This window comes from Pseudomonas sp. LAP_36 (assembly GCF_019456785.1).
Classification (GTDB): domain Bacteria; phylum Pseudomonadota; class Gammaproteobacteria; order Pseudomonadales; family Pseudomonadaceae; genus Aquipseudomonas; species Aquipseudomonas tritici.
The window spans coordinates 1,093,233-1,118,583 of sequence record NZ_JAHZMS010000001.1 but is presented as its reverse complement, the minus strand read 5'-3'; the positions used below and the strand labels follow the sequence as shown (position 1 = coordinate 1,118,583).

The window sequence follows — 25,351 nt, the reverse complement described above, 5'->3', positions numbered from 1 at the left end:
CACGGTGATGATTCGCTCAGGAACGAAGTATGAACGCCCACGACGATGACGCCGCACTCTCACACATCGCCGGCGCAATTGCAGAACCCGCACGCACTCGAATGCTCTGTGCGCTGATGGACGGCCATGCGCGTACCAGCACCGAAATGGCGGTGATTGCCGAGGTCAGCGCATCCACCGCCAGCGCTCACCTGGCCAGGCTCAAGGAGAACGGTTTGATCGAACTGCACACCCAAGGCCGTCATCGTTACTACCGCTTGGCGGGGGCCCATATCGCCCAAGCCATCGAGAGCCTGATGGTGATCAGCCGCCACAGCGCCAAGGCGTTTGTGCCGAACACGCCCAGTCGCCTGCAGTTCGCGCGTACCTGTTACGACCATATGGCCGGCACACTCGCCGTGCAGTTGCACGACCATTTCATAGCAACCGGATGGTTGGCCGGCGACGGTAATTACCAGCTCACCGCGCCGGGTGAGAAAGCCATGCTTGACCTGGGTCTGGATGTCACCGCACTGCGGGCGCAACGCCGTCGCTTTGCCTGTGGTTGCCTGGACTGGAGCATGCGCCGCCCGCACCTGGCCGGCGCATTGGGCGCGGCGTTGCTGCAAAGCATGATCAGCCGTGGATGGGTGACCCAGGACCTGGACAGCCGCGCATTGGGAGTGACGCCCAAGGGGCGCAAGGAATTGGCGGGTCGGTTTGGAATAGAAACAGCAGGGTAATGAAGATCAACTGTGGGAGCTGGCTTGCCTGCTCCCACAGGGTTTAGGGGCCCAGATAGTCAAGCGCATGCCGAGTGCCCGTGGTCGAGGCAGCACAGCAGGCGCTCGACCGTATGCTCCAGCGGGCCGGAATTATCCAGTAGGAACAACCCCGCACCGTTGCCGTCGATCAGCTCGGCGGTGAACTGTGCATTGCGTGCCAGGCGCGCTTCAATATCCGCCAGCGCCTCACGCCCCCGTGCGATCAAGCGCTGGCGCAACACCGCCTGATCCACCGTCAGCAGCAGCACCAGCGACGTCGGATAACGCTCTCGAGTCTGCGCCAAGTGCGCGCGCGAGCCGTTGACCAGCACGTCGTGCCCCGCCGCCAGCCAGTCGTCGATCGCCTTGGGAATGCCATAGGACAAGCCATTCGCCTGCCAACTGAGGGCAAACGCGCCCTCGGCCTGCATCGCGGCAAACCGCTCCGGGCTCACACCTCGCGCGGCCTCGCCCACCGCTTCTGCCGAGCGGGTGATGACGCGGCGCACGATGTGGCAACCGCGCTCGGCCAAACGCGTACGTGCGGCATCCAGCAGGCTGTCCTTGCCCGAGCCGGAAGGCCCGATGAGATAGATCAACCTGCCTGCCATCAGAACACCCTCGTTACTTGTCGCCGGTCACCAGGCCGACGGCGCACACATTACCCCAGGAAGGCCGGTTCGCCACCGGGTATTTCGTTGTTTACAGTAGCGTACCCTGGGCTGATGGCCGAGGAGATCTCCTGTGGCAGCTTCATTGGATGAAGGCAGGCGTTTCAAGCCATGAAAAAGGCGACCCGAAGGTCGCCTTTTGTCATTGCGCGTACTGCTTGCTCAACCCCGGCGGTACACCCTGCACGTCGGTCTCTTCCCACGGCCCGTTCGGGCTGATGGAGCGGCTCCAGCCGTTGCTCCAGCGGTAATACGTGCGCTGGCGGTAGAAGGTGTCGGGCTGCTCTTCCAGCACATACACCTGCATCTTGCCGTCCCAGTGGCTGGCGGCGCCTGGAGGTGGTGCGAAGGTTGGCGATTTGGTTGGCACTGGTTTCGGCGGCGGGGTCACCGGACCGGAAGGCTTGGTGCCTGGCTGGGTCGACGGGCCCGACGGTGGGATGGTCGGGCCGGTAGGCGCAGGAGGTGGCCGGTGGACCGCACAAGCGCTCAGGCCCAATACCAGGCTGAGCAGGGTGATGCGTGCGAGTGCGGTCATAGGCGTTTCCTCAAGTTTACTTATCCGGACTGTCGATGGTCAGCTGCTGCAGCGCAGTGGTGGAGCTGGCCAGGGGTTGGCTGCGGCCGATCCACTCGCCAGCGGTCGGTTGACCGGCCCGGGATATGCGCGCAACCAGTTGGACTTCAGGGAAGTTCGACAGTTTCAACTGCGGCATCATCGCGTCGGCATCGCCCAGTTCGACGGTGATCGGCAGTTCGGCGACGGTGACGCGCTTGGCTGCCAACGGTGCCGGCGGACCTTTCACGGCGCGGGCGAAGATGAATACGCTGTCGGTTGGCAGCGCCTTGGCCTTCACGTCGGCGGACACGTCCACCCGGACGTTCATCACGGATTTTTGAGGGGCGACGGTGCCGCCGCTCTCTTTCAGCTTCTCGGCCGCACGGTCGATGCCGCCTTGCAGCGCCGCACGGGAATTGTCTCCCGGCGGCAATTGCGCCAGCAGACGGTTCCAGTAATCGATCGCTTCCTGATAACGCTGACCTTCAAACGCCGCGATACCCAGCAGGCCAAGGCTGGTGACTTCCTTCGGGTCAAGCTTCAACGCTTCGTCAGTCAGCGCCTGGACCTTCGGCGACCACTGTTTATTGTCTGCAAAGTACTGCGCCTGGGCCCATTGGCCGAGCAGTTCCGGCTGGCGCCCGGCCAGTGCCACGGTGCGTTCGAAGACTTTCGCGGCATCGGCGGAACGGTCCTGAGCCATGTAGGCGCGACCGAGGAAATACAGGCCTTCCGCCGAATCCGGCTGCGCGGCCGCGGCGCGCTCCAGGCGCTGGGTCATGTCTTCCATGGACACTGGCGGCTGGGAGAATTCGCGGGTCAGCTCGACCTTATCGCTCGCGCCGTAATGCAGGTACAGCGCAACGCCCAGGACAGGCACCAAAAAGGCCGCCAACAATGGCAGCGGCTTGCCCAAACGCGATTCGCGAGGCTTTTCCACGCCTTCGGTGTCAGCCAGCAATTCGCGGGCAGCTTCGGCGCGACCGGTGTCGAGTTGCGCGGCATTCAGCACGCCTTCGTCCTGCTGCACTTGCAGCTCGGCGACGCGCTCCTGGTACAGCGCCACGTTCAGCGCGGTGCGGTCCTCTTCACGCTGGGCACGGCGGCCACGCAACACAGGGATCAACAGGAAACTCAGGGCAATCAGTAGCAGCAAGCCGGCTGCGAGCCAGAAATCAATCATCAGTCTTGGTGTCCAGCAATTGGTCGAGGCGTTTACGCTCTTCGGGGGACAGCGCGTCGGAACCATCGGTAGGCGCGGCGCGGCGGCGGCGCACGATCACGGCCATCACCACCACGCCGGCCAGCAACAGCCCGGCAGGGCCGAACCAGAGCAGCGCGGTCTTGCCGGTGAGGGCCGGTTTGTAGCGCACGAAATCACCGTAGCGGTCGACCATGAAGTCGATGATCTGCTGGTCGTCCTTGCCCTCCCCCAGCATGCGGAAGATCTCTCTGCGCAGGTCGGTGGCGATGGGCGCGTTGGAATCGGCGATGTCCTGGTTCTGGCATTTGGGGCAGCGCAGTTCCTTGGTGAGGTCGCGGAAACGCTCACGCTCGGCGTCGTTGGCAAATTCGTAGGTGTCGATGGCGGCGTGGGCCACGCCAGCCAATCCGAGCGCCAGAACAGCGGCGGCTAACAAGCGCTTCATGGCTTGGCCTCATCGACCAGCGCCTGGTACTTGGCGGCCAATTGTTCGCGCCAGACCACCTCATCGATCACACCCACGTATTTGTCGCGGATCACGCCCTTGGCATCGATGAAGAAGGTTTCCGGGGCACCGTACACGCCAAGGTTCAGGCCGAGGTTGCCGTCTTCATCACGGATATCCAACTGGTACGGGTTGTGGAACTCGGCCAGCCACTTCAAGGCCGCTGCGTTGTCGTCCTTGTAGTTGATGCCGTAGATCACCACGCCCTTCTCGGCCAGTTTGTTCAGCACCGGGTGTTCGACGCGGCACGAGATGCACCAGGTGGCCCAAACGTTGACCAGTGCCGGTTTGCCCAGCAGGTCGGCCTGGGTCAGGGTCTTGTCGCCCTGCACCGTCGGCAGGCTGAACGCGGGGAACGGTTTGCCGATCATTGCCGAGGGCAACTCGGCCGGGTCCAGGTACAAGCCGCGATAAAGGAACACCGCCACCACCAAAAACAACGCCAGCGGCACAACCATCAACCAACGCTTCATACCGCCGCTCCCTGGCCGAGGGCTTCACGCACCCGGCTCTTGACCTTGACCCGATAACGCCGATCCAGCGCGGCGAGCAAACCACCGAAACCGGTGAGCAAACCGCCAAACCAGATCCAGCGCACGAACGGTTTCACATGCACGCGCACCGCCCAGGCACCCTCGCCCAGCGGTTCACCCAATGCCACATAGAGGTCGCGGGTGAAACCGGCGTCGATCCCGGCTTCGGTCATCATCGAACTCTGCACGGTGTACAGGCGTTTTTCCGGGTGCAGCACGGCGATTTCCTTGCCGTTGCGGACGACACGCACGGTGCCTTTGTCTGACGTGAAGTTCGGGCCTTCAAAGTGCTTGGCGCCTTCGAAGATGAAGTGGTAACCGGCCAGGTCCATCGACTCACCGGGCGCCAGGCGCAGGTCGCGCTCGGCGCTGTTCTGGCTGGAAAGCACCACGCCCAGGGCGCACACGGCGATACCGATGTGGGCGATCTGCATGCCCCAGTAGCTGCGGGTCAGCGTCGGCAAGCCTTTGAGCAGTCCCTTGTGGCGGGTTTTGTCGAAGATGTCACGCACGCCGGCCAGCAATACCCAGGCAGCGAGCAGGAAGGTCGCGAGCACTGCCCAGTTGAAGTCGCCATAAGCGAAGCCGGCGATCACCGCCAAGGCCACGCTGCCGAGCAACACTGGCATCAGCATGCCGGCCAGCCATTTCACCGGGGTGTCTTTCCAGCGCACCAGCATGCCGACCGCCATCACCACCATCAACAGGCCCATCAACGGGATAAACAACGCGTTGAAGTAAGGCGGGCCGACCGACAGTTTGGCGCCACTGAGGGCATCCAGCACCAGCGGATACAGAGTGCCAAGCAGGATCATCGACGCGGCCACCACCAGCACCAGGTTATTACCCAGCAGCAGGGTTTCCCGCGACCACAGGTTGAAGCCGACCTGGCTCTTGACCACCGGGGCGCGCAGGGCGAACAGCGTGAGTGAGCCGCCCACCACAAACAGCAGGAAGATCAGGATGAACACGCCGCGCTCCGGGTCGGACGCAAACGCGTGCACCGAGGTCAGCACGCCCGAACGCACCAGGAATGTGCCGAGCAGGCTGAGGGAAAACGCCGCGATGGCCAGCAACACGGTCCAGCTCTTGAACACACCGCGCTTTTCGGTGACAGCCAGCGAGTGAATCAATGCCGTGCCGACCAGCCATGGCATGAAGGAGGCGTTTTCCACCGGGTCCCAGAACCACCAGCCACCCCAGCCAAGTTCGTAGTAAGCCCACCACGAGCCGAGGGTGATACCGATGCCGAGAAACGCCCAGGCGACGATGGTCCACGGCCGCGACCAGCGCGCCCAGGCTGCATCGAGACGCCCGCCGAGCAAGGCGGCGATGGCGAAGGCGAAGGCCACGGAGAACCCCACGTACCCCATGTAAAGCATCGGCGGGTGCACGATCAGGCCGATGTCTTGCAGCAGCGGGTTGAGGTCGTGCCCGTTTACCGGGATCTGCGGCAAGATGCGCGTGAAGGGGTTGGAGGTCATGATCAGGAACAGCAGGAAACCGATGCTGATCATGCCCATCACCGCCAGCACCCGCGCCAGCATCACTTGCGGCAGTTGGCGCGAGAACACCGACACGGCGAAGGTCCAGCCGCCGAGGATCAACGCCCACAGCAGCAACGAACCTTCGTGGGCGCCCCACACGGCGCTGAATTTGTAGTACCACGGCAGCGCGCTGTTGGAGTTATTGGCGACATAGGCGACGGAAAAGTCGTCGGTCATGAAGGCGTAGGTCAGGCAGCCAAACGCGAACAGCAGGAACGCGAACTGGCCCCAGGCGGCCGGCTGCGCCAGGCTCATCCACAAGCGGTCACCGCGCCAGGCGCCAAGCAATGGCACCACGGCCTGGACGATGGCAAAGCACAGGGCGAGGATCATCGCCAACTGGCCCAGTTCCGGAATAAACAGTGCGGACGTCATGGCTCAGCCCTCCTTGGCAGGCATTGGCGCGGACTGGCCGCTGTCTTTCAACGCTTTGGTGACTTCTGGCGGCATGTATTTTTCGTCGTGCTTGGCCAGCACTTCATCGGCCACCACTACGCCGTCGGCGTTGAGCTTGCCCAGGGCGACGATGCCTTGGCCTTCGCGGAACAGGTCCGGGAGGATGCCGCGGTAGGTGATGGTCACAGATTTGCTGAAGTCGGTGACCACAAAGGTCACGTCCAGGGAATCGCCGGAACGCTTCAAGGAGCCCTTCTCCACCATGCCGCCAGCACGGATGCGCGTATCGACAGGCGCTTCGCCGTTGGCGATCTGGGTCGGGGTGTAGAACAGGTTGATGTTCTGCTGCAGAGCGCTCAAGGCCAGGGCCACGGCAATGCCGACGCCAGCGAGGATGGCAAGGATGATCAACAGACGCTTTCTACGCAGCGGATTCACTTTTCGGTCTCCCGGCGCAGACGACGCGCCTCTTGTTGCAGGTAACGCTTGCGGGCCAGGATCGGCGCGGCGACGTTGAGGGCCAGCACTGCCAGGCAGATGCCATAGGCCGTCCAGACATACAGGCCGTGGTGGCCCATGGCGATAAACTCGCTGAAAGAAGCAAAACTCATCCACGCGCTCCCAGGCTGCTGTGCACTTCGGCCTTGACCCAGCTGGTGCGGGCTTCACGCTTGAGCACTTCAAGGCGCATGCGCATCAGCAGCACGGCGCCGAAGAAACAGTAGAACCCCAGCACCATCAGCAGCAGCGGCGCCCACATTTCCACAGGCATCGCCGGTTTTTCGGTGAGGGTGAAGGTGGCGCCCTGGTGCAGGGTGTTCCACCACTCCACCGAGTATTTGATGATCGGGATGTTGATCACACCGACAATCGCCAGCACCGCGCAGGCCTTGGCGGCGCTGTCACGATTGCTGATCGCATTGCCCAGGGCAATCAGACCGAAGTACAGGAACAGCAGGATCAACATGGACGTTAGTCGCGCATCCCACACCCACCATGACCCCCAGGTCGGCTTGCCCCAGATCGCGCCGGTGACCAGCGCCACGGCGGTCATCCACGCACCGATGGGCGCGGCGCATTGCAGGGCAACGTCTGCGAGCTTCATCTTCCACACCAGCCCGACCACGCCGCACACGGCCAGCATCACGTAGCAGGACTGGGCCAGCATCGCGGCGGGAACGTGGATATAAATGATGCGAAAGCTGTTGCCTTGCTGATAGTCCGGCGGCGCGAAGGCCAGGCCCCAGACCAGGCCGATGCCGATCAGCAACACGGCAGCGATGCTCAAACACGGCAGCAGTTTGCCGCTGATGCCATAGAACCATTTGGGCGAGCCGAGCTTATGAAACCAGGTCCAGTTCATTGCTGTTTCCATCACGGTTGCTTCTTGTCGTGGCAAGAAGCGTAGGGTCTTTACTGACTGAACGTATAGCGCTCAGTCAGACCTCATTATTCGCCAACGCTGATCTTCAGGCCGGCCGCTATAGCAAAGGGTGTCAGGGTTACCGCCAGGGCGGTCAGGCTACCAAGCCACAGGAGGTAACCGGTCGCCGGCATGCCCATGAGCGCGGCTTGCAACGCACCGCTGCCCAGGATCAGCACCGGGATATACAAAGGCAGAATCAACAGGGCCAGCAACAGGCCGCCGCGCTTCAAACCCACGGTCAATGCCGCGCCCACCGCGCCCAGCAAACTGAGCACCGGTGTACCGAGCAGCAGGCTCAGGAGCAGGATCGGCAGGCATTCGGTGGGCAGGCCCAGCATCATCGCCAGCAGCGGCGAGAGCAAGACGAGCGCCAGGCCGGAAAAAGCCCAGTGTGCCAGTACCTTGGCCAGTACCAGAAGTGGCAAAGGGTGCGACGAAAGGACCCACTGTTCCAGGGAACCGTCTTCGAAATCACTGCGAAACAGCCCGTCCAGCGAGAGCAGGACGGATAAAAGTGCGGCGACCCACACCAGTCCCGGGGACAAGGTTTGCAACAGTTTAGTCTCGGGGCCGACCGCCAACGGGAACAACGCGATAACAATGGCGAAGAATACCAGCGGGTTGGCCAACTCGGCCGGGCGACGACACAGCAGCCGCGCTTCGCGGGCAACCAGCAGGGCGAATACGCTCATGCCGACCACCGCCCCAGGTCCAGGTCACGGTAACCGGCGGGCATGCGATTTAGCGTGTGATGAGTGGTGAGCACAACCAGGCCGCCCCGCTCGCAGTGTTGGGCCAGGTGTTCTTCCAACTGGGCGACGCCTTGTTTATCGAGGGCGGTGAACGGTTCATCGAGAATCCACAACGGCGGGCCGGGCAGATACAAACGCGCCAGGGCCACGCGGCGCTGTTGGCCGGCGGACAGGGTGTGGCAGGGCACGTCTTCGAAACCCTTGAGACCAACAGCGGCCAGAGCCTGCCAAATGGCATCGCGCGCAGCAGGATGATGCAGGGCGCTGAGCCAACTGAGGTTTTCTTCGGCGGTGAGCACGTCCTTGATGCCGGCGGCGTGGCCGATCCAGATCAGGTTGCGTGCCAGTTCGGTGCGTTGTTCGTTGAGGGGCTTGCCGTTGAGGCGTACCTCGCCGGCCGTCGGCTGCATCAGCCCGGCCAGCAGGCGCAGCAAACTGGTCTTGCCGCTGCCGTTGGGGCCACTGATCTGCACCATGTCACCGCCCGCCAGCCGCAGTTCGAGATGCTCGAACAGCAGGCGCAGGTCGCGTTCACAGGAGAGCGCTACGGCTTCAAGAAGAGGGCTGGTCAAAAGATCGCGGGCCTTTACGGTTCAAGTCGGCGGTGCAGCGGCCGTTAAAGAGAAATGCACAATAACGGCTTTGGCGACCGATTTTAGAGAGCTGGATCAAATAGTTGTGAGGTTTTTAGCGCTCTCTTTGCAGACGGGCGGCATTATACATGTGATGCCCTACTCTAAAGAGGGCAATTTCCCCAGAGACGACGCGCGCGATGACCGGTGAGATCAACCTTCCTACGCTTCCACCTGCTACTGCGGCCGGGCCCAGCCTTGCGCCTGCGGCCGGTGAATTGCTGAAACTGCTGGAGCCGCAGATCGGCTTGATCGACCCCGGGAAAACCGCAAACGCCGAAGTGATCGCCCTGAAGCAAGGCGGTGAAGCCTTTCAGTTGCTACTCAAATTGACCTTGGAAGGTGGCCGCCAGACCCTGGTGCAAGCCAGCAGCGCCCAACCCTTGCCGCTGGGCAGCAATGTCGCGGTCAGCCAGACGCCCGCCGGCAACCTGACGCTCAGCCTGCAGCAGGCCTTGAGCGCGAATGTAGCCGCCCTCACCCGCATCGATACCAATCAGATGCCGGTGGGCACGCTGTTGCAGGCCAAGGTGCTGACCACTCAAATGCTGCCCCAAGGCACGGCGCAACCGGCGATCTACCGCTCACTGGTGACCGTCCTCAACAGCGCACTGACGGGCGCCACCCTGACCGTGGAAAGCCCGCAGCCGTTGCGCGTCGGCAGCCTGCTCAGTGCCGTGGTGCAGAACGCGCAGACCTTGAATTTTGTACCCTTGAGCGGGCTCAAGGATCAGTTGGCCGTCACGCAGCAACTGTCGACCCAACAAAGTCGCCAAGGCTCGCTGGATGCGGTGTTCACTGCGCTGCAAAACCTGCCGCGCGGCGACAGCACCTCCGCCAACCTGCGCGCCGCCGCCGACCGTTTGCTGGCCGCCTTGCCGGATTTGGCCCAGGTCAGCAACCCCAAGGTGCTAGCGCAAGTCATCCAGAACAGCGGGGCGTTTCTTGAAGCCAAGCTGCTTGCCGGGCAAAACCCGCAAGTTCCCCCACTGGACATGAAAGGTGCCTTGCTGCGCCTGGTCGCGGACTTGTTGCCCGCCCTGCCCGCCAGCACCAACCTGAACGCCATCCTCGCCGCCAATACCCTGGCCCAGGTGCTGCCCAACTTCGTACGCAGCCCGCTGAACACCCTCGGCCAAGTCAGCGCCCGACAGCTGCCCGCTGGCTTTCCGCTGCCCGAACGCCTGATGGCCAAACTGGAAGGCGAAGGCGACCTGGAAAACCTGCTGCGTCTGGCCGCCGGGGCTATCTCGCGCTTGCAAAGCCATCAACTGTCGAGCCTGGAGCAGACCGGCACCACCGCCGACGGTCGCCTGCAAACCACGTGGCAGTTGGAAATCCCTATGCGCACCCTGCAGGACATCGTGCCCTTGCAGGTCAAGTTCCAGCGCGAAGAACCGGCGCCGGACAAAGACCAGCCCGAACGCAAAGACAAGAAGGACGCCAAACAGATGCTCTGGCGCGTCGAGTTGGCGTTTGATATGGAGCCACTGGGGCCGTTGCAGGTCCAGGCGCAACTGAGCCAGGGCAAACTGTCCAGCCAGCTGTGGGCGACCCGGCCATTCACCGCCAGCCTGATCGAAAGCCACTTGGGCAACCTGCGCGAACGCCTGGTGACCTCGGGCCTCAACGTCGGCGACCTCGACTGCCACCTCGGCACCCCGCCGCGCGGGCCCAAAACCGGATTGGAGCAACGCTGGGTGGATGAGACCGCATGAAAAACCCAAGCCCTCCGCGCCAGGCGATTGCCCTCAAGTACGACGGCCAGCAGGCACCCACCCTGACGGCCAAGGGCGATGATGCCCTGGCCGAAGCGATCCTGAAGTTGGCGCGGGAAAATGAAGTGCCCATCTATGAAAACGCAGAGCTGGTGAAGCTGCTGGCGCGCATGGAGTTGGGCGACAGCATTCCGGAGGAGTTGTACCGCACGATTGCCGAGATCATTGCGTTTGCCTGGACGTTGAAAGGCAAGTTTCCGGTGGGGTATGACCCGCATGCGGGGCCGGTGGAGCGCGACGTGACCGAACGTGGGGATGACTACTGAATCAGCCGGGCATCACACCGGCCAACACGCGGGCCGCGACCGACGTGGCAACGGGCTTGCGCTGCGCATGCTGCTTCAACGCCTGCTCGAACGTCTGCCCCTCGTACCGCCGCAATGCTGCACCGAACGCGCTGGCCTGAGCCGGCGGAAGTGGAGCAGTGAAGGCCTTGATGAACTGCGCGTTAATGACGGTGTTGCGAACATTGTCTATCTCCGCCTTGATGGAACGGCTATCTCGGGCAGTAACATGATCGAACAGGACCTGATCCTTGATCACAAACGCCTTCGTACCTGGTGCGCGCTGGGCGACGAGCACGTTTTGCTGACCGTCCCAGGCCGACAGTGAATACTCTTTGAGCCTGCCCTGATTGCTCTTGACCGACTCGATACTCTGGCCACGATGCTCCAGACCCGCACTGAAAAACTGGCTCAGGACATTGAAGTCCATCACCGCCTCATCCGTCCCACGTTTGAGAATCCGGCAGCACAAGGTCGCCAGGTCCACCTGGATATCATGGAAATGCAGCTTGGGCGCTTGGCTCAAACGTGCGACATCGGCGATCTTCTGATTGAAGTCATTTGGCCACAGGTACAACGCGTCCCGCGTCAATGGCTGCCCCAAGCGCTTTTCCATAGGCCCCATGAACTGCTGAACCAGTGCCGCGCCCTGATCATGCACTTGCAGCATGCTGGTACCGGGCATACGGTTCTGGATCATATTCTTCACAACATCGGTGTTGAGCGCGAACTGGCCAGTCAGAAAGGTGGTTTTACCCGCTGACGGCGCACCGCGAACTATCGAGACATCTTGCGACACGGCAGGTGCCTGGTCGTGGAGGATTGACTGGAACTGCGTCAGGTACTTCTCTGCCAACTGCGCCGTCAGATTTTTCAGGATGTTGGCATTGAGGCTTTCCACCTCAGGCAGCCAGACGTTTCTTTTGCCCAGAGCCTGCGCCAGTGTTGGCATACTGCTGTCAGCCGCAGCCGGGTTGGACCAGCCCAACCGCTCGTTATCCTGCAGCCGTTGCAACTGCCCTGGGTTGCGCGTCAACGCCTGCCAGGAAGTAATATTCGGATCGGCGATCATGCAGGCAAGTCGCTCTCGATAATTGTCCTCGGAAGGCGGCCGGCCAATCAATTCGCTCAAGACCCTACGCGCATTGGTTGAATTGATTGAGGCTGCAGTGGACATGCCGGGCTCGGCGTAAACGGGCGCCTCCACGCTATTAATGGATGTAGCACGTTGGATAGTCATCGTCAGTCCTCCAGTTAACCAGAACTCGGCAAATTAGCCTGCCCGCTCAGGTTTACTCATAGGACTTTTCTTGAGCGTCAGTCAGCCACCGATGAACTGCGCGTCAGCCCATTACTTCACTCAAAGGAATGAAGTTGACCCGGTCGCCAATCGTCAACGTCGTGCCTTCCAACACCTCCACAAACCCTTGCGCCCACGCCGCACTGCGCAGCACGCCGGAACTCTGGTTGCGATAGATGATCGCCTGGCCCTGCTCGATACGCCCGCGCAGGTATTCGCGACGATTGCCCGGTTTGGGCCACACGAACCCCGCCGGCACTTCAAAGCGCAGCGGCTCGACATCTTGCACGCCTTGACGGCGCAACAAATAAGGGCGCGCTAGCAGCGCAAACGTCACCAGCGTCGAGGCCGGATTGCCCGGCAGGCCGATCACCGGCACGCCTCGGAAGTGGCCGAAGGTCAGCGGCTTGCCTGGCTTGATCGCCAGTTTCCACAGCGCCAGCTCACCCTCTTCACGCAGGGCAATGCCGAGGAAGTCCGCCTCGCCTACCGACACACCGCCGGTCGACAGGATCAGGTCGACATTGCCCAGATCGGCCAGGCGAGTGCGGGTCCGGTCCAGGTCATCGGGCAGGATGCCGGCGTCGATCACTTCGCAACCCATGCGCGCCAGCCATGAGCAGAGCACGCGACGGTTGCTGTTGTAGATCTGCCCCGGCCCGAGCGGCAAGCCCGGCTCGATCAATTCATCGCCGGTGGACAACACCGCCACACGCGGTCGGCGTACTACTGCCAGGCAATCACGGCCAAGGGAAGCGGCCAGGCCCAGCTCAATCGGGCCCAGGCGCGTGCCGGCCGTTAACACAAGCTCGCCTACGGTGGTTTCCTGGCCTTGGGGGCGGATGTTCTGATCGATGTGCAGGGCTTCGGTGAAGCTCACGCGCTCGTCGGCGTGAACCACAGCGTTTTCTTGCATTTCCACACAGTCAGCACCTTCGGGAACCGGCGCGCCGGTGAAGATCCGCGCGCAGGTGCCGGTGGCCAGGGGCTGTGGCGACTGACCTGCGAAGATGCGCTGGCTCACTGCCAACGGTTCACCGGTCCAGTCCGCCAAGTGCACGGCGTAACCGTCCATGGCGCTGTTCGGCCAAGGCGGCAGGTCGAGCGTAGAGATCAGGTCCTGGGCCAATACACGGCCATCGCAGTCAGCCAGGGGCAGCGTTTCCTGCTCGCGGATCGGCGCGGCTTCGGCCATCGCCAGCAGTGGTTGCAAGGCCTCTTCCACCGGCATCAGGGCGCCGGTCTTGCCAGGCTTACCCACGGGATTCACAAGGCTCGGCCTGCTTCAGGTGCGGCACGAAGTTGCACGGGCGATGACGGTTGTCCAACTGCTCGGCGAGGATGCCATCCCAACCGGTACGCACCGCATTGGTGGAACCCGGCAGGCAGCACACCAGGGTGCCATTGGCCAAGCCTGCCAATGCGCGAGACTGCACGGTAGAGGTGCCGATATCAGCCACGGATATCTGGCGGAACAGCTCGCCAAAACCGTCGACCTGTTTATCGAGCAGGCAACTGACGGCCTCAGGCGTGCTGTCACGGCCGGTGAAGCCGGTGCCGCCGGTGATCAACACCACTTGCACCACGTCTTCGGCGATCCAGTGGGCGACTTGGGCGCGGATTTTGTAAAGGTCGTCCTTGAGCAGCACGCGCTCGGCCAGGGTATGGCCAGCGGCGGTGAGACGGTCGACGAAGACCTGGCCCGAGGTGTCGGTGTCCAGGGTGCGGGTGTCACTGACGGTCAATACAGCGATATTCAGGGGTACGAAGGGCGCATCTGCCTTGGCGTTCATGGCACGGTCCGGTTGTCGAAGGAACAGCCCGATGTTATATCACAGGCCCCCCTTTTGCTGCCGCTGCGGAACCGCCATGCCTATCGACTCATCCCCCCTGCCGTGTTCGATCCTGCTGCTATCCGGTGGGCGCGGGCAGCGCATGGGCGGCCAGGACAAAGGCCTGTTGGATTGGCGTGGCCAGCCCTTGATCGCGCATCTACAGAGCCTGGTGCGACCGCTCACGGATGACCTGATCATCTCGTGCAACCGCAACCCGCAACAGTACGCCGTCTATGCCGACCAACTGGTGAATGACGACAGCCCGGACTTTCCCGGCCCGCTCGCCGGTATCCGTGCGGGACTCGCCGCCGCGCGCCACGCGCACCTGCTGATATTGCCGTGCGATGTACCGCATATTGACGCGCGATTGCTCGCCGACCTGCGGCAGACAGCGCAGCGCAACCCGCTACTGCCAGTGATGGTGCGCCATGGTGAATTCTGGGAACCCTTGATCTGCATCATCCCTACCCACCTGCAAACTGAGGTAGAACAGGCATGGCGTGCGGGTGAACGCAGCCCACGCAAGATCTTCCTGCAACTGGGTGGCGTGGGACTGGAGTGCCCGGCGGATGACCCGCGACTGGCCAACCTTAATACGCCCGAGCTGTTACAGACGCTGTCGGGCATGTCAGAATGAACCTCGCATCAGGAACTTTGTCGGCGCCGCACGCGTCACAAGGTCAGCAATTAAAAAGTATTCTCTCGGAGACAAACTCATGACTCAACGGACCATCGCCGCTCTCATGCTTGCACTGGGCCTCGCCACCCTCGCCGGTTGCGCCTCGCCGACAGTGATCACCCTGAATGACGGTCGCGAAATCCAGGCCGTCGACACCCCGAAATACAATGAAGATTCGGGTTTCTACGAATTCGAACAACTTGACGGCAAGCGCACCCGCATCAACAAAGATCAGGTTCGCACCGTTAAAGACCTGTAAGTCTTAGCGTTTGCCACAAGGCCCGCCTCGCGCGGGCCTTGTCGTTTCCGAGGGGTTACCAGTCCAGGGTGATCTCGCTGCGGAAGCTGCGCTCTACGCCGGTGACCGGGTCGATAAAACGCACGCGCTGGGCCAGCAGCTTGAGTGGGTTGGCGTAGTCGTCCACCGCGTCCTTGATCACATCCGGGTAGAACGGGTCGTTACAGATACTCGCGCCAAGTGCGGTCATGTGCACACGCAACTGGTGCTTCTTGCCGGTCACGGGAAACAGGCCGTAGCGCCATAGATCGCCATTCTTTTCGCGCACTTCCACAGCCGTTTCAGTGTTGGCGGCGCCAGACCCCTCCTGCATACGAAAGAACGGCTCGCCATCGACCAGGCGGCTTTTATGCACCCTGGGGAACGCCAGTTCAGGCAAGGCCGGTGCGATGGCCTCGTAGAATTTATCGATCTTGCGCGTGGGAAACAGTTGTTGATACGCGGAGCGGCTGGCCGGGTTGGCCGAGAACAGCACCAACCCCGCCGTATGCCGATCGATGCGATGCAAGGGCACCAGCGATGGATTGTCGAGGCGGCGAATCAGGCGCCGCAGCAGGGTTTGCTCGACATATTCACCGGCCGGGGTCACGGGCAGGAAATGGGGTTTGTCTGCCACCACCAGGTGCTCGTCGGCGTACAGGATGGTTTCCTGTACGGGGATGATTTTCTCGTTGGGCACTTCGCGGAAGTAATAGATGCACAGCCCTTCCTTGTAGGCCAGGTCCTGGCTGATCGGGCTGCCGTTGATATCCAATACGCGGCTGCGGGCGATGCGGTCCAGCCAATGTTCACGGCTGATCGCCGGGAAGTGTTCGCACAGGCAATCCAGCACCGTCGCCCAAGGGCCCGGTGGCAAGTACAACGTACTGGCTTGATGCTCGGAGGCGATAAAAACAGAAGTGGACATGCAGATGCTCAAGCCTTGGGAAAACCGGCAGGCATTATCCCGCATTGCGCGGGATTGAGCCTAGGGCGAATCTCAGGCCTTGGCCAACGCGGCCCGCAGAACCTTCGAGGCACTGGCGGCGTCGGTGAACTCCTTGAGCCAGCGCAGCACGTCCACCGCTTCCCAGCGGCCCGGGTCGTACAACGCGTACAACAAGCCCTGGTAACCCACCACATCCAGCTGCTTGTGATAACCGGCGCGCTGGAACAGCGCCTCGATCTCGGCGAAGCAAGTATTGAAATGCACTTTATTAAACGGCGTCTTGCCTTCCGTGACCAGGCCGTCAAGGCGCAGCTCGTTCACCGCGTCGCGCACGACATCGGCGGACATGCGATTGACGCTGCTTTTCAGTTGTTCAACATTCACCACGGGCGTTCCCTCTATTCAATCGCTGTACAAACATACAGTAACGTAATAATCGGAAACCTGCCATCGCATAAAACTCAGCGAAGGAAGGCGACAACCTGTTGTGTGTCGAATGGCCAATCCAGTTCCGCCCCGGTGTCTACCCGGCGAAGCACCGGGATCCGCAGGCCGTAGGCTTCGGTCAGGTCTTCGGGGTCGGTGATATCCACCAGTTCCACCAGCAACCCGTGTTCGACGAGCGGCATGATTTCGGCTTCGGCGATTTCACAAAGATGGCAACCCAGGGTGCCGAATAACTGGCATTCAGGAAGCATGGCAATGGACCTGGTCAGAAAACAGGCCACCATTCTAAGCTCGGTTACGGCCTCTCGCCCACCCTCACTAAAACCCTGACCCAGGTCACCATGGCGTATAACTGATTCGGCGATTCTCGCGGCTTTTTGCCTGCCCCCTAGCAACGGAGATGCGTGTGTTTGCCAACCTGCTGATCATTTTGGCCTCATCCCTGGTGGTGATTGCGCTGTTTCGCCGGTTGCGATTGCCGCCCGTGCTGGGCTACCTGTGCGTCGGCCTGGCCGTGGGGCCCACCGCGCTGGACTGGGTGAATGACAGCGAGGACCTGCCCGACCTCGCCGAACTCGGTGTGGTGTTTCTGCTGTTCTCCCTGGGCCTGGAATTTTCCCTGACCAGGATGCTCGCCTTGCGCCGTGTGGTGTTTGGCCTGGGCAGTTTGCAGGTGCTGGGGTGCGCAGTACTGCTGGGCGGATTATTGATGGCCTTTGGTGTGGCGCCGGGCATCGCCCTGTTGCTGGGGGCCGGGCTGGCGTTGTCATCCACGGCGATTGTCAGCAAGGAGCTGACCAGCCTTGGTGAAATCTTCAGCAGCCACGGCCAGAACGCGATTGGCGTGTTGCTGTTTCAGGACGTAGTGGCGGTGTTGCTGCTGACCCTGGTGCCGGTGTTTGCCGGCACCGGTGAGCAAGCCTGGTACCTGGCGCTGCCGCTGACACTCGGCAAAACCGTGTTCTTGTTTGTCGGCCTGCTGCTCGCCAGCCGTTGGCTGTTGCCGCGTTTGTTCCGCGAGGTCGCCGCCTCCCATTCGGCAGAGCTGTTTGTGCTGCTGGCGCTGGTGATTGTGTTGCTGACCGCCTGGCTCACCCACCTGCTTGGGCTCTCCCCTGCGCTGGGTGCGTTCCTCGCCGGCATGTTGTTAGGGGAAAGCCACTACCGCCATCAGATCGAGGCGGATATCCGCCCGTTTCGCGACATCTTGCTGGGGCTGTTTTTCGTCAGCATCGGCATGCTCATCGACCTGCAACTGTTCGTCAGCCATAGCCTGCTGATCCTCGGCATGACCCTGGCATTGATGGTGGCCAAAGGCTGTGTGGTCGCCGCGCTGGTCAAGCTGCGTGGCAGCGACAGTGAAACCGCCTGGCGCAGTGGCCTGGCCCTGGCCCAGGGTGGCGAGTTCTGTTTTGCGTTGATGGCGCAGATGCAGCAAAGCCGTCTGATCCCGGATGAATTCAACGGCCTGCTGCTCGCTGCCACGTTCTGTTCGATGTTGCTGACGCCGCTGCTGTTGCGCGCCGCACCACGCATTGCCCTGCGCCTGCACCGCAAGCCCAACCAGCAAGTGCAGTTGGAAGAAATCACCGCGCTGAACGCCGAGTTGCGCGGGCACGCAGTGATTTGCGGGTATGGACGCGTAGGCCAATCCATCGGACGTTTCCTGCGCAATGAGCAACAGGCGTTTATCGCCCTGGATGACGACCCGGAACGGGTCCAGGAAGCCACCACCGAAGACAGCAGCGTGCATTACGGCGATTGCCGGCGTGGTGCCCTGCTCAGTGCAGTCGGCCTGGAGCGTGCACGGTTGGTGGTGATTGCGGTGGACAACAGCGACGTTGCCTTGGTGGTGTTGAAAGAAGCGCGCCGGATCAACCCCGAAGTGCCGATTCTGGTGCGCACCCGCGATGACAGCCAACTGGCCGAACTGAAAGCCGCGGGCGCCAATGAAGTGGTGCCCGAGCTGTTGGAGTCGAGCCTGATGCTCGCCTCCCATGCCTTGATCCTGCTAGGCCTGCCGGACCAACAGGTACAGGCGCGTGTCGATGAAGTGCGGCAGAACCGCTATCACCTGCTGCACGGTTTTTACTCGCACCCGAACAACGCAGAAGAGGCGCCGATCAATCCTGACTGACCGCGCCGATCTTGTGGATCGACAGGTCCGCGCCGTAGTACTCCTCTTCCTGGCTCAGGCGCAGCCCGGTCACGCGCTTGATCACGCCGTACACCAACAGGCCGCCGGCCAGCGCCACCAGCACACCGAGGGCGGTGCCGATCAACTGGCTGATCAGGCTGACCCCCCCCAGCCCACCGAGGGCGGTCTGGCCGAAAATGCCACAAGCGATGCCGCCCCACACCCCGCACAGGCCGTGCAACGGCCACACACCCAGTACGTCGTCGATCTTCCAGCGATCCTGGGCCGCGATGAAGAACCACACGAACACACCACCGGCGACTGCCCCCGTGACCAGCGCGCCCACCGGGTGCATCAGGTCGGAGCCCGCGCAGATCGCCACCAGCCCGGCCAATGGACCGTTATGCAGGAAGCCTGGGTCATTGCGACCGATGACCAGGGCCGCAACCGTGCCACCGACCATGGCCATCAGCGAATTGACTGCCACCAGGCCACTGACGCCGTTGAGGGTTTGCGCGCTCATCACGTTGAAGCCAAACCAACCGACGATCAAAATCCACGAGCCCAACGCCAGGAACGGAATGCTCGACGGCGCAAACGCTACCAGGCGCCCGTCGCGGTAGCGCCCATTGCGCGGGCCAAGCAACAACACCGCCGCCAGCGCCAGCCAGCCGCCCATGGCGTGCACCACCACGGAACCGGCAAAGTCGTGGAAGCTGGCGCCAAAGGTCGCGAGCAGCCACGCCTGCAGGCCGAAATTGCCGTTCCACACCATGCCTTCGAAAAACGGGTAGATAAACGCCACGATCAACGCCGTTGCACAGAGCTGCGGCGCAAACCGCGCACGCTCGGCGATACCGCCGGAAATAATCGCCGGGATCGCCGCCGCGAAGGTCAGCAGGAAAAAGAACTTCACCAACCCATAACCATGATCGGCACTGATCACAGCGGCCGGTTGCATGAAGCTCACACCGTAGGAGATCCAATAGCCTATAAAGAAATAGGCCAGCGTGGAAATGGCGAAGTCGCTGAGGATCTTCGACAAGGCGTTGACCTGGTTTTTCTGGCGCACGGTGCCCACTTCCAGGAACGCGAAGCCGGCGTGCATGGCCAGCACCATGACCGCACCGATCAGGATAAACAGGGTATTGGAACTATGGACGAGGGTGTCCACTGCACTTTGCAGATTTTCCATGGAGGTTGGCAGGCCTGTAATAAAGGCAAAAAGCACCAAAGCGGTTCAAGCCAGGGTTGCGCGCACTAAATTGGCACCGCCGGCCCCACCCCTCTACAGAGGATGTGAACCGCTTTAGCGCAGCGATCAACACAACAGGCCGTTGCCGAAAGGGTTTTTCCGCGGGTTTCAGTTATTTAGGGTAAGGTTTTTCAAGGCATTGCCTAAAGCCGCCCGGATTCAGCGCAAGCCCCGGGGCCTGCGCACCAAGGCAAAGCAAAAGCTGTACCAGACAATTGCACTGAACCTTCACCGATGCCGGTGACTCGAAACCACTACGTATCGAACCGACGTACCGATCAGCCAATCACGGAGATAACCATGGCCAGAAGAACTGCAAAGACTGCTCAAGAAATATTGATGGCGGATTTTCAAACCTTGGTGACTGACACCGAACGGTTGCTGGATGACACCAAGGTGCTTGCCGGTGACCAGGCCGATGAGCTGCGCGCGAAGATTCATGACACGCTGCTGCAGGCCCGCGAAACCCTGAAACAGACCGAAGAGTCCCTGCGCGAACGTGGCCAGGCGGCGGTCACCGCCACTGAAGATTACGTGCAGGCCAACCCTTGGCAGTCGGTGGGCATTGCCGCCGGCGTGGGCTTTCTGATCGGCCTGTTGGCCACAAGGCGCTAATCATGTCTATCGGCGAAACTGGCTCGTCCACGGGCACTACCTCAAGACGTTTGGGCGCGGCCGTGTTGGGCTTGCTGCACAGCCACGTCGAATTGTTTGGCATTGAATTGCAGGAACAGAAGGCCCGCACCGTCAGCCTGCTGCTGTTTGCCGGCTTGGCGCTGGTGTTTGCGCTGCTGTTGCTGGTGGGGCTGTCGACCTTGGTGATGATCCTGGTGTGGGACACCGGCTACCGCCTGACCGGGATCATCTGCCTCTGCGTGTTCTACACGCTGGCCGCAGCGTTCTGCGGGGTACGCTTGAAAGCGGCGGTGTTCGATGAGTCCACGCCGTTCCACGCCACCCTCGAAGAGCTGGCCAATGACCGGGAGCGCCTGCTGCCATGACTCAACTACCGACAAACACCTCACGGCGGGAAATGCGCAAGGCGTTGATTCGCCTGCGCATGGAAATGCACCGCCAGGAGATTCGACACGAATCCCAGCAATTGATGTCGCCCTTGAACAAGGTGCGCAACCTGGGCCAGAACTTTCAGGACGGCCTGGGCATCAAGCACGCGCCGCTGTGGGGCGTGGCCGCTGTGACGCTGATGGGCTTCTTTACCGGTAAGGGCGCCAAGGGCGGCGGTATCGGCAGCCTGACGCGCATGGTGCGCCTGGGCGCCGGCTTGATCCCGCTGATCAAACTGGCCATGCAGGGTTCATCGCGCAAAGGTTGAGCCTGGCTGGCTGCATTCTTGCTAACAGAATCGGCCCGACCCTCGTTTTCGAGGGCCGGGCCTTTTTTTCGCCACCTCGCTTAAGGAGGCCCCGTGATCGACGGGCAACCGCTCGCCTGCTTCCAGCCATTTATCGACACCGCCACCGGCCGCATCGCCGGCGTTGAGGCCCTGGGCCGTCTGCGCCAGGCTGACGGCCGCTTGCAGTCCGTGGGCCCGCTGTTCGCCGACCCACGCACGCCGGGCGTGACCTTGCGCCGTCTCGACCGGCAGATCCGTGACAACGCACTGAGCCGCTTGCACGAAGCCCCCGAAGATTGGTTCCTGAGCTTGAACATCTCGCCGCGCTGGATCAATCGCCTGCGCCCGGGCCAAGCCTTGCCGAGCCTGAAGCAGATCCACAGCCATGGCGTCGACCCACGACGCATCGTGTTCGAGATCACCGAACTGGGCGGCGACATCCAGCGCCTGGCCGACGTGGTGGTGCGTTATCGCGAGGCCGGCGCGCGAATCGCCATCGATGACTTTGGCGCTGGCTATTCGCAGCTCGACCGGGTGCTGGCATTGCAGCCGGATATTCTCAAGCTGGACATGCGCCTGTTCCAGGCCGCCGCCCGCGGCGGGCCGAGCAGCGAAGTGGTCAGGGCATTGGCGCAAATGGCGGAGAAGACCGGGTGCTGGATCATCGCCGAAGGCGTGGAAACCGAGGCGCAGTTAAGCTTCGCCCTGGAGTGTGGTTCGCGCTATGTGCAGGGCTATCTGTTTGCCCAGGCGCAGCTGGACTGGTTCGCCGCCGACGCCTTCGTCTCGCGTTTCGCCCAATTGCGCACCGCGTACGTCCAACAAAAGCTCGCAGAGCGTGGGCGCATCATGCAATTGCGCCAGCAATTGGCAGAGCTGATGAACATCCTGCAAACCTGGGCGCAGGCCCAGGCGCCGCTGAGCGAGTTGCCGCAACTGCCGGCCTTTCCCTGGCTGCTGCGTTTCTACCAGTGCGACCGGCATGGCACGCAGCTGACCCCCAACTTCGAGTGGCGCCAGGACGCCTGGCAGGCCGACAGTCGCTACCTGGGCCATAACTGGTCGTGGCGCCCGTACTTCTATCACCTGCTGGCCGAGGGGTGGGAGGAGCGGCGCCTGACCCTGTCTTCGACCTACCGCGACGCGACCACCAATCAGTATTGCCTCACGGCCGGACAATTCTTCGATAACGGTCAGCGTTTGCTGTTAATCGATATCGACGCGGCCGGGCTGTAGATTTTCGCTTGCCCAGGCCGCGCTGAACCGGGAAGCTGGGAAGGTCATTCACCGTACGGAGAGTACCCGCCTTGGATTGGCCCACCCTGCTGACTCGCGAACGTCTTGGCAAACCGCTGCACAGCCCCGAAGAACTGGGGCGTAGCCCGTTTCACAAAGACCACGACCGTATTATCTTCTCCGGCGCATTTCGCCGCCTGGGCCGCAAGACCCAGGTACACCCGGTCTCCAGCAACGACCACATCCATACACGCCTGACCCACTCCCTGGAAGTGAGCTGTGTGGGCCGCTCCCTCGGCATGCGCGTCGGCGAGACCCTGCGCAGCGCCCTGCCCGACTGGTGCGACCCGAGCGACCTGGGCATGGTGGTGCAATCGGCCTGCCTGGCCCACGACATCGGCAACCCGCCATTCGGGCATTCCGGCGAAGACGCCATCCGCCACTGGTTCCAGCAGGCTGCAGGGCGCGGCTGGCTGGACGACATGAGCAGCGCCGAACGCAATGACTTCCTCAACTTCGAAGGCAACGCGCAGGGCTTTCGTGTGCTCACCCAACTGGAATACCACCAGTTCGACGGCGGTACGCGGCTGACCTACGCAACCCTGGGCACGTACCTGAAATACCCCTGGACCGCCCGGCACGCGGACTCGCTGGGGTACAAGAAACACAAGTTCGGCTGCTACCAGAGCGAGCTGCCGATCCTCGAGCAGATCGCCCACAAGCTCGGCCTGCCGCAACTCGAGGATCAGCGCTGGGCCCGGCATCCGCTGGTGTATCTGATGGAGGCGGCAGACGACATTTGCTACGCCTTGATCGACTTGGAAGACGGTCTGGAAATGGAGTTGCTGGAGTACACCGAAGTCGAGTCGCTGCTGCTGGACCTGGTGGGCGATGACCTGCCACAGACCTATCGCCAACTCGGCGCCCAGGACTCCCGTCGACGCAAGTTGGCGATCCTGCGTGGCAAGGCCATCGAGCATTTGACCAACGCGGCGGCACGGGCCTTCGTGGAACAGCAAGACGCTTTGTTGGCCGGCACCCTGCCCGGGGATCTGGTGGAGCACATGCACGGCCCGGCCAAACGCTGCGTCCTGGATGCCAAAGACATGGCGCGCAAGAAAATCTTTCAGGACAAGCGCAAGACCCTGCATGAGATCGGCGCCTACACCACCCTCGAGATTCTCCTGAACGCCTTCTGCGGTGCCGCGCTTGAGCAACATGGCGGGCGCACGCCGTCGTTCAAGAACCGGCGCATTCTCGACTTGCTTGGCAACAACGCGCCGAACCCCGAGTGGCCGTTACACGCGTCGTTCCTACGCATGATCGACTTTATCGCGGGCATGACCGACAGCTATGCCACCGAGATGGCGCGGGAAATGACCGGACGCTCCAGCCCTCAATAACGAGCACGATCACGTCGCCTGTTTCCTGAAAGGAATCTGCCTACAAAGGGAACAGAGCGGCCTGATCGAATTCGCACAACCACCCGATGAATAATCACGCACGCTCCCGGCGACCCTGGCGATCTGTTCCTACGCGCCCCCATCGACGCTTGACTCACCGCGTGGCCCCCAATGCCCAACTACCCACTTCGTATCCTGCTGGTGGAGGATCATCCTTTTCAACTTCTCGCCACCCAGTGCCTGCTCAGAAGCTTCGGCTTCGCCCGGCTGACGCCAGCCGAAAACGCCGAGCAGGCAATCTGTTTGATGTCACGGGCCGAGGAGCCTTTCGACATCATCCTCTGTGACCAATGCTTGCCTGACCTGCCCGGACTCGAACTGATTGATATCGCCAGCCGCCGACGCTTTACCACGACCGCCATCCTGCTGAGCGGATTGCCCGTGGCGGAACTCGCCAGCCTGATATCCCAAGCGGCAGATCGTGGCCTGCCACTACTCGGTTACTTATCAAAGCCACTGAACAAGAATGAACTTGCGCACTTGCTGTGCCCTTTACTTAAGTTACAAATGTAGGAATTAAACATCATGGACTGGCGAAAAACGTCGGCGCCGCACCCGTTAAATCCATGACAGCAGCATTTAGTTCACTCACTGCCACCGCACTGACATATCGCTTCACAACGCCTTAGCAGCCGGTAGGCATTTACCTTTTCTCATGTAGGACTTTTCCTGTTTTATATCTACTTCCCCCTCGACTCATGCTCCTCCCTCCTCTTCTAAGCTAATGTGCCCGCTTTATTTGCACTTGCATGGAATGTGATCATGAACTCAGTTTTTATTATCGATGACCACCCTGTTATACGACTTGCCATCCGAATGTTACTGGAGCACGAAGGGTACAAAGTGGTGGGCGAAACGGATAACGGCTGCGACGCCATACAAATGGTCCGCGAATGCCTGCCTGACCTGATTATCCTGGACATCAGCATTCCCAAGCTGGATGGGCTGGAAGTGCTCTGCCGCTTCAACGCGATGAACACGTCAATGAAGACCCTGATCCTGACAGCCCAGTCCCCCACCCTCTTCGCCACACGCTGCATGCGCTCGGGCGCCGATGGCTACGTGTGCAAGGAAGGCGATTTGAGTGAGTTGCTGAGCGCCATTCGCGCGGTGTTGTCCGGCTACAACTATTTCCCGAGCCAGGCACTGAACAGCAATGGTGTAGAGGGTGTGGAATCCCAGGAACTCGAATTATTCAAGACCGTCAACGACCGCGAACTAATGGTATTGCAACTTTTTGCACAAGGTCGCACCAACAAGGAAATCGCCAAAGGTATGTTTCTGAGTAATAAAACAGTAAGCACTTATAAAAAGCGGCTGATGCAAAAACTTCAAGCCAAATCCTTGGTAGAACTTATCGAGATGGCAAAACGAAACGCGCTAGTGTGA

At 61.6% G+C, this 25,351-nt stretch carries 31 protein-coding genes; 13 read left to right on the top strand and 18 right to left on the bottom strand.

The genetic code is table 11. The features are described 5' to 3' along the window. Positions 1 to 29: 29 nt before the first annotated feature. Positions 30 to 722, top strand: coding sequence for a helix-turn-helix transcriptional regulator (locus JBO08_RS05250; protein WP_065872695.1), 693 nt, complete (start codon positions 30 to 32; stop codon positions 720 to 722). Between the two features lie 59 nt (positions 723 to 781). On the opposite strand, the gene phnN is transcribed toward JBO08_RS05250, so the two are convergent. From phnN to ccmA, 11 genes are all read right to left on the bottom strand, one after another. Continuing rightward, complete coding sequence (phnN, locus tag JBO08_RS05245; RefSeq protein ID WP_220074447.1) at positions 782 to 1,354, bottom strand: phosphonate metabolism protein/1,5-bisphosphokinase (PRPP-forming) PhnN; 573 nt, start codon at positions 1,352 to 1,354, stop codon at positions 782 to 784. A 202-nt stretch (positions 1,355 to 1,556) separates the two neighbouring features. Beyond that, positions 1,557 to 1,952, bottom strand: coding sequence for a hypothetical protein (locus JBO08_RS05240; protein WP_065872697.1), 396 nt, complete (start codon positions 1,950 to 1,952; stop codon positions 1,557 to 1,559). 16 nt (positions 1,953 to 1,968) lie between these two features. After that, positions 1,969 to 3,156, bottom strand: coding sequence for a c-type cytochrome biogenesis protein CcmI (gene ccmI / locus JBO08_RS05235; RefSeq protein WP_065945653.1), 1,188 nt, complete (start codon positions 3,154 to 3,156; stop codon positions 1,969 to 1,971). Beyond that, entirely contained in the window at positions 3,149 to 3,622 is a 474-nt protein-coding gene (locus JBO08_RS05230) for a cytochrome c-type biogenesis protein (RefSeq protein ID WP_043050428.1), read from the bottom strand. The genes ccmI and JBO08_RS05230 overlap by 8 nt, the downstream gene beginning before the upstream one ends. Beyond that, on the bottom strand, positions 3,619 to 4,155 hold the full coding sequence (locus JBO08_RS05225; protein WP_220074448.1) for a DsbE family thiol:disulfide interchange protein: 537 nt from the start codon (positions 4,153 to 4,155) through the stop codon (positions 3,619 to 3,621). Before JBO08_RS05225 ends, JBO08_RS05230 begins: the two co-directional genes overlap by 4 nt. After that, complete coding sequence (locus JBO08_RS05220) at positions 4,152 to 6,137, bottom strand: heme lyase CcmF/NrfE family subunit (RefSeq protein ID WP_065889464.1); 1,986 nt, start codon at positions 6,135 to 6,137, stop codon at positions 4,152 to 4,154. Before JBO08_RS05220 ends, JBO08_RS05225 begins: the two co-directional genes overlap by 4 nt. Positions 6,138 to 6,140: 3 nt before the next feature. Continuing rightward, complete coding sequence (ccmE, locus tag JBO08_RS05215) at positions 6,141 to 6,596, bottom strand: cytochrome c maturation protein CcmE (protein WP_065872700.1); 456 nt, start codon at positions 6,594 to 6,596, stop codon at positions 6,141 to 6,143. Next, positions 6,593 to 6,769 carry a heme exporter protein CcmD gene (gene ccmD, locus JBO08_RS05210; protein WP_049709263.1) on the bottom strand — a complete coding sequence of 59 codons (177 nt, stop codon included), beginning with the start codon at positions 6,767 to 6,769 and terminating at the stop codon, positions 6,593 to 6,595. Before ccmD ends, ccmE begins: the two co-directional genes overlap by 4 nt. Beyond that, positions 6,766 to 7,521, bottom strand: coding sequence for a heme ABC transporter permease (locus JBO08_RS05205; RefSeq protein ID WP_065872701.1), 756 nt, complete (start codon positions 7,519 to 7,521; stop codon positions 6,766 to 6,768). The genes ccmD and JBO08_RS05205 overlap by 4 nt, the downstream gene beginning before the upstream one ends. 86 nt (positions 7,522 to 7,607) lie before the next feature. Next, positions 7,608 to 8,276, bottom strand: coding sequence for a heme exporter protein CcmB (gene ccmB, locus JBO08_RS05200; protein WP_017734375.1), 669 nt, complete (start codon positions 8,274 to 8,276; stop codon positions 7,608 to 7,610). After that, positions 8,273 to 8,908 (bottom strand): cytochrome c biogenesis heme-transporting ATPase CcmA, encoded by a 636-nt coding sequence (gene ccmA / locus JBO08_RS05195; protein WP_065872702.1) that lies wholly within the window; start codon positions 8,906 to 8,908, stop codon positions 8,273 to 8,275. Before ccmA ends, ccmB begins: the two co-directional genes overlap by 4 nt. Before the next feature lie 200 nt (positions 8,909 to 9,108). Here ccmA and JBO08_RS05190 point away from each other — a divergent pair, with 200 nt between their 5' ends. After that, positions 9,109 to 10,686, top strand: coding sequence for a flagellar hook-length control protein FliK (locus JBO08_RS05190; RefSeq protein ID WP_065872703.1), 1,578 nt, complete (start codon positions 9,109 to 9,111; stop codon positions 10,684 to 10,686). Then, entirely contained in the window at positions 10,683 to 11,012 is a 330-nt protein-coding gene (locus tag JBO08_RS05185; protein ID WP_065872704.1) for an EscU/YscU/HrcU family type III secretion system export apparatus switch protein, read from the top strand. The genes JBO08_RS05190 and JBO08_RS05185 overlap by 4 nt, the downstream gene beginning before the upstream one ends. A gap of 1 nt (position 11,013) precedes the next feature. On the opposite strand, the gene JBO08_RS05180 is transcribed toward JBO08_RS05185, so the two are convergent. The 3 genes from JBO08_RS05180 to moaB all read right to left on the bottom strand — a co-directional run bounded on the left by JBO08_RS05180 (position 11,014) and on the right by moaB (position 14,123). Continuing rightward, on the bottom strand, positions 11,014 to 12,270 hold the full coding sequence (locus JBO08_RS05180) for a hypothetical protein (RefSeq protein WP_220074449.1): 1,257 nt from the start codon (positions 12,268 to 12,270) through the stop codon (positions 11,014 to 11,016). 103 nt (positions 12,271 to 12,373) lie between these two features. Continuing rightward, the gene (gene glp / locus JBO08_RS05175; RefSeq protein ID WP_220074450.1) at positions 12,374 to 13,600 is read right to left on the bottom strand and encodes a gephyrin-like molybdotransferase Glp; all 1,227 of its coding nucleotides are present in this window, start codon (positions 13,598 to 13,600) and stop codon (positions 12,374 to 12,376) included. Then, positions 13,584 to 14,123, bottom strand: a complete 540-nt coding sequence (gene moaB / locus JBO08_RS05170; RefSeq protein WP_048729884.1) for a molybdenum cofactor biosynthesis protein B — start codon at positions 14,121 to 14,123, stop codon at positions 13,584 to 13,586. The genes glp and moaB overlap by 17 nt, the downstream gene beginning before the upstream one ends. Positions 14,124 to 14,199: 76 nt before the next feature. Between moaB and mobA the strand changes: the two genes are divergently transcribed. Both mobA and JBO08_RS05160 read left to right on the top strand, forming a co-directional pair. After that, positions 14,200 to 14,802 carry a molybdenum cofactor guanylyltransferase MobA gene (gene mobA, locus JBO08_RS05165; protein WP_065872707.1) on the top strand — a complete coding sequence of 201 codons (603 nt, stop codon included), beginning with the start codon at positions 14,200 to 14,202 and terminating at the stop codon, positions 14,800 to 14,802. A 79-nt stretch (positions 14,803 to 14,881) separates the two neighbouring features. Next, a complete protein-coding gene (locus JBO08_RS05160) occupies positions 14,882 to 15,103 on the top strand; it encodes a YgdI/YgdR family lipoprotein (RefSeq protein WP_010211805.1) in 222 nt (73 codons plus the stop codon). 55 nt (positions 15,104 to 15,158) lie between these two features. On the opposite strand, the gene JBO08_RS05155 is transcribed toward JBO08_RS05160, so the two are convergent. From JBO08_RS05155 to JBO08_RS05145, 3 genes are all read right to left on the bottom strand, one after another. Continuing rightward, complete coding sequence (locus tag JBO08_RS05155) at positions 15,159 to 16,049, bottom strand: pseudouridine synthase (RefSeq protein ID WP_065882430.1); 891 nt, start codon at positions 16,047 to 16,049, stop codon at positions 15,159 to 15,161. Between the two features lie 72 nt (positions 16,050 to 16,121). Next, a complete protein-coding gene (locus JBO08_RS05150) occupies positions 16,122 to 16,457 on the bottom strand; it encodes a transcriptional regulator (protein WP_065872709.1) in 336 nt (111 codons plus the stop codon). A gap of 74 nt (positions 16,458 to 16,531) precedes the next feature. Further along, positions 16,532 to 16,768 (bottom strand): glutaredoxin family protein, encoded by a 237-nt coding sequence (locus JBO08_RS05145; protein WP_065882540.1) that lies wholly within the window; start codon positions 16,766 to 16,768, stop codon positions 16,532 to 16,534. 149 nt (positions 16,769 to 16,917) lie between these two features. On the opposite strand from JBO08_RS05145, the gene JBO08_RS05140 reads away from it, so the two are divergent. Continuing rightward, a complete protein-coding gene (locus JBO08_RS05140) occupies positions 16,918 to 18,654 on the top strand; it encodes a monovalent cation:proton antiporter-2 (CPA2) family protein (protein ID WP_083207091.1) in 1,737 nt (578 codons plus the stop codon). Here the strand turns inward: JBO08_RS05140 and JBO08_RS05135 are convergent. Then, positions 18,641 to 19,849: an ammonium transporter gene (locus tag JBO08_RS05135; protein WP_065872710.1), complete on the bottom strand. Its 1,209-nt coding sequence runs from the start codon at positions 19,847 to 19,849 to the stop codon at positions 18,641 to 18,643. The genes JBO08_RS05140 and JBO08_RS05135 overlap by 14 nt on opposite strands. 360 nt (positions 19,850 to 20,209) lie before the next feature. Here JBO08_RS05135 and JBO08_RS05130 point away from each other — a divergent pair, with 360 nt between their 5' ends. From JBO08_RS05130 to JBO08_RS05100, 7 genes are all read left to right on the top strand, one after another. Continuing rightward, entirely contained in the window at positions 20,210 to 20,524 is a 315-nt protein-coding gene (locus JBO08_RS05130) for a YqjD family protein (protein ID WP_065872711.1), read from the top strand. A 2-nt stretch (positions 20,525 to 20,526) separates the two neighbouring features. Further along, positions 20,527 to 20,910 carry a phage holin family protein gene (locus tag JBO08_RS05125; RefSeq protein ID WP_033901397.1) on the top strand — a complete coding sequence of 128 codons (384 nt, stop codon included), beginning with the start codon at positions 20,527 to 20,529 and terminating at the stop codon, positions 20,908 to 20,910. Next, positions 20,907 to 21,242, top strand: coding sequence for a hypothetical protein (locus JBO08_RS05120; protein WP_065882429.1), 336 nt, complete (start codon positions 20,907 to 20,909; stop codon positions 21,240 to 21,242). The genes JBO08_RS05125 and JBO08_RS05120 overlap by 4 nt, the downstream gene beginning before the upstream one ends. Before the next feature lie 93 nt (positions 21,243 to 21,335). Further along, the gene (locus JBO08_RS05115; RefSeq protein ID WP_065872713.1) at positions 21,336 to 22,499 is read left to right on the top strand and encodes an EAL domain-containing protein; all 1,164 of its coding nucleotides are present in this window, start codon (positions 21,336 to 21,338) and stop codon (positions 22,497 to 22,499) included. Between the two features lie 71 nt (positions 22,500 to 22,570). Beyond that, positions 22,571 to 23,902 (top strand): deoxyguanosinetriphosphate triphosphohydrolase, encoded by a 1,332-nt coding sequence (locus tag JBO08_RS05110; RefSeq protein WP_065872714.1) that lies wholly within the window; start codon positions 22,571 to 22,573, stop codon positions 23,900 to 23,902. 171 nt (positions 23,903 to 24,073) lie between these two features. Then, entirely contained in the window at positions 24,074 to 24,475 is a 402-nt protein-coding gene (locus JBO08_RS05105) for a response regulator (protein WP_065872715.1), read from the top strand. Between the two features lie 249 nt (positions 24,476 to 24,724). After that, a complete protein-coding gene (locus JBO08_RS05100) occupies positions 24,725 to 25,351 on the top strand; it encodes a response regulator transcription factor (protein WP_065889472.1) in 627 nt (208 codons plus the stop codon).

What these genes read in the sequence shown, in the direction of transcription:
- ccmI (WP_065945653.1), bottom strand. Translation starts at nt 3,156, where the DNA reads ATGATTGATTTCTGGCTCGCAGCCGGCTTGCTGCTACTGATTGCCCTG.
- JBO08_RS05180 (WP_220074449.1), bottom strand. Translation starts at nt 12,270, where the DNA reads ATGACTATCCAACGTGCTACATCCATTAATAGCGTGGAGGCGCCCGTT.
- JBO08_RS05140 (WP_083207091.1), top strand. Translation starts at nt 16,918, where the DNA reads ATGCGTGTGTTTGCCAACCTGCTGATCATTTTGGCCTCATCCCTGGTG.
- JBO08_RS05185 (WP_065872704.1), top strand. Translation starts at nt 10,683, where the DNA reads ATGAAAAACCCAAGCCCTCCGCGCCAGGCGATTGCCCTCAAGTACGAC.
- JBO08_RS05190 (WP_065872703.1), top strand. Translation starts at nt 9,109, where the DNA reads ATGACCGGTGAGATCAACCTTCCTACGCTTCCACCTGCTACTGCGGCC.
- JBO08_RS05130 (WP_065872711.1), top strand. Translation starts at nt 20,210, where the DNA reads ATGGCCAGAAGAACTGCAAAGACTGCTCAAGAAATATTGATGGCGGAT.
- JBO08_RS05105 (WP_065872715.1), top strand. Translation starts at nt 24,074, where the DNA reads ATGCCCAACTACCCACTTCGTATCCTGCTGGTGGAGGATCATCCTTTT.
- JBO08_RS05160 (WP_010211805.1), top strand. Translation starts at nt 14,882, where the DNA reads ATGACTCAACGGACCATCGCCGCTCTCATGCTTGCACTGGGCCTCGCC.
- JBO08_RS05135 (WP_065872710.1), bottom strand. Translation starts at nt 19,849, where the DNA reads ATGGAAAATCTGCAAAGTGCAGTGGACACCCTCGTCCATAGTTCCAAT.
- JBO08_RS05100 (WP_065889472.1), top strand. Translation starts at nt 24,725, where the DNA reads ATGAACTCAGTTTTTATTATCGATGACCACCCTGTTATACGACTTGCC.
- mobA (WP_065872707.1), top strand. Translation starts at nt 14,200, where the DNA reads ATGCCTATCGACTCATCCCCCCTGCCGTGTTCGATCCTGCTGCTATCC.
- JBO08_RS05145 (WP_065882540.1), bottom strand. Translation starts at nt 16,768, where the DNA reads ATGCTTCCTGAATGCCAGTTATTCGGCACCCTGGGTTGCCATCTTTGT.
- JBO08_RS05225 (WP_220074448.1), bottom strand. Translation starts at nt 4,155, where the DNA reads ATGAAGCGTTGGTTGATGGTTGTGCCGCTGGCGTTGTTTTTGGTGGTG.
- JBO08_RS05205 (WP_065872701.1), bottom strand. Translation starts at nt 7,521, where the DNA reads ATGAACTGGACCTGGTTTCATAAGCTCGGCTCGCCCAAATGGTTCTAT.
- JBO08_RS05125 (WP_033901397.1), top strand. Translation starts at nt 20,527, where the DNA reads ATGTCTATCGGCGAAACTGGCTCGTCCACGGGCACTACCTCAAGACGT.
- ccmD (WP_049709263.1), bottom strand. Translation starts at nt 6,769, where the DNA reads ATGAGTTTTGCTTCTTTCAGCGAGTTTATCGCCATGGGCCACCACGGC.
- ccmB (WP_017734375.1), bottom strand. Translation starts at nt 8,276, where the DNA reads ATGAGCGTATTCGCCCTGCTGGTTGCCCGCGAAGCGCGGCTGCTGTGT.
- JBO08_RS05220 (WP_065889464.1), bottom strand. Translation starts at nt 6,137, where the DNA reads ATGACGTCCGCACTGTTTATTCCGGAACTGGGCCAGTTGGCGATGATC.
- moaB (WP_048729884.1), bottom strand. Translation starts at nt 14,123, where the DNA reads ATGAACGCCAAGGCAGATGCGCCCTTCGTACCCCTGAATATCGCTGTA.
- JBO08_RS05155 (WP_065882430.1), bottom strand. Translation starts at nt 16,049, where the DNA reads ATGTCCACTTCTGTTTTTATCGCCTCCGAGCATCAAGCCAGTACGTTG.
- JBO08_RS05120 (WP_065882429.1), top strand. Translation starts at nt 20,907, where the DNA reads ATGACTCAACTACCGACAAACACCTCACGGCGGGAAATGCGCAAGGCG.
- JBO08_RS05250 (WP_065872695.1), top strand. Translation starts at nt 30, where the DNA reads ATGAACGCCCACGACGATGACGCCGCACTCTCACACATCGCCGGCGCA.
- phnN (WP_220074447.1), bottom strand. Translation starts at nt 1,354, where the DNA reads ATGGCAGGCAGGTTGATCTATCTCATCGGGCCTTCCGGCTCGGGCAAG.
- JBO08_RS05240 (WP_065872697.1), bottom strand. Translation starts at nt 1,952, where the DNA reads ATGACCGCACTCGCACGCATCACCCTGCTCAGCCTGGTATTGGGCCTG.
- JBO08_RS05230 (WP_043050428.1), bottom strand. Translation starts at nt 3,622, where the DNA reads ATGAAGCGCTTGTTAGCCGCCGCTGTTCTGGCGCTCGGATTGGCTGGC.